We start from the raw sequence: 1,270 nt of genomic DNA on the forward strand, positions 1-1,270 counted from the left end.
GGCGGAACCAGAACGGTTCCGCCGCTTTTTCTTTTGCTTGAGACGATTGCAGAAGCGTTCGACCGGAGAGCGCCGACGGTAGACCCGGCGGCCGAACGCGACGGTGCCCTTGCGGATCGACCGCGCCGGAATGTTTGCGCAGGCATTGCGGCCGGGACGAAGGAGCGGATGCCGTCGGTGTCGCAGGCCCGATCGGCAATGACGATGGCGCCAGGGGCGACGTCATTGGGCAGTTGCGTCGCCATGGGAGCATCGCCGGCATGCCCAGCGGTCTGTTCAAGGCGCAGCAGACGCCCTTCGGCATCGACGAGGGCACGGATCCCGGCGGTCGGGCCGCCACCGGACTGTCCCATGCAAGGATCGGCAGCCCCCCTTTTTAGCGCCGGCACCACGCTGGTGGACGCGGACGCATGAACTGTCGATCATGACGACGTCACCGTCATGGGCCTTAGAGATCGCCGCCATAAGGCGATCCGAAACACTGCCCCCCAACGAGAGAAGCGATTGTAGAGCGTCGTGCGTCGACCGCAGCGCTCGGCGCCATCCCGCCGGGACGAGCCGGCGCGCAAGCGCCAGCGAATGCCGTCCATTGCCCGCCGGTCGTCGACACGGGCGGCACCGCGGCTGTTGCGCGGCAGAAGCGGCTCAATGACGCCCCATTCCCCATCGGTCGCCTCGAGGCGACGCATGGCGATCTCCTTTCCAGGAGATTGACTCCGATCACGCCGCGTCGATGAACCCGCTTGCGGAGGACACTCTCTGGATACCCAGCGCGGCTCAGCACCCCCGGACCGATGCATGATCCGCCGGCCCTCGCCGGAGCCAGCGCCCCGGGGACCGCCGCAAGGGCGGCGAGATCCGCATCGCTCTCCGCTACCACCATTGTAGGCCATGTATAAAATGTTTCCTACTAAGTAATATGGAGTGAATTACTACGGTTTAAAAAGGACCTTATTACTACGGTTTAAATAAACCTCCTCAAAAAAATATGCAAGACTCTCAATAACCATATAATTGTAAGAATTGCTTTTACGAAGACTTAGGACCTGCTGTGCCTAAGTGGCGTCGACGTCTCAGAAGGAGGCGTTTTTCTACGTAGCTTTGGACCAGGAAGGATCCACAACATGTCATCTGAAATCACCCTCTCCGCCGGCGTTCGTCAGAACCTCCTCTCTCTGCAGAACACCGCCGACATGATGGCGACCACGCAGAGCCGTCTGGCCACCGGCAAGAAGGTCAACTCCGCCCTCGACAATCCGACCAACTTCTT

The 1,270-nt window shown here is 61.1% G+C and carries 2 protein-coding genes and 1 pseudogene; 1 reads left to right on the forward strand and 2 read right to left on the reverse strand.

Features of this window, described 5'->3' with window-relative positions; all coding sequences use genetic code 11:
• Both CH339_RS25035 and CH339_RS24895 read right to left on the reverse strand, forming a co-directional pair.
• On the reverse strand, positions 1 to 245 hold a 245-nt coding region (locus CH339_RS25035), incomplete at its 3' end, for a hypothetical protein (RefSeq protein WP_210207395.1).
• A gap of 177 nt (positions 246 to 422) precedes the next feature.
• A complete protein-coding gene (locus CH339_RS24895) occupies positions 423 to 689 on the reverse strand; it encodes a transposase (protein WP_170138635.1) in 267 nt (88 codons plus the stop codon).
• A 435-nt stretch (positions 690 to 1,124) separates the two neighbouring features.
• Between CH339_RS24895 and CH339_RS25240 the strand changes: the two are divergent.
• A pseudogene (locus CH339_RS25240) lies at positions 1,125 to 1,270 on the forward strand (flagellin); the annotation flags it as partial.

The organism is Rhodobium orientis (genome assembly GCF_003258835.1).
GTDB lineage: Bacteria > Pseudomonadota > Alphaproteobacteria > Rhizobiales > Rhodobiaceae > Rhodobium > Rhodobium orientis.

What these genes read in the sequence shown, in the direction of transcription:
- CH339_RS24895 (WP_170138635.1), bottom strand. Translation starts at nt 689, where the DNA reads ATGCGTCGCCTCGAGGCGACCGATGGGGAATGGGGCGTCATTGAGCCG.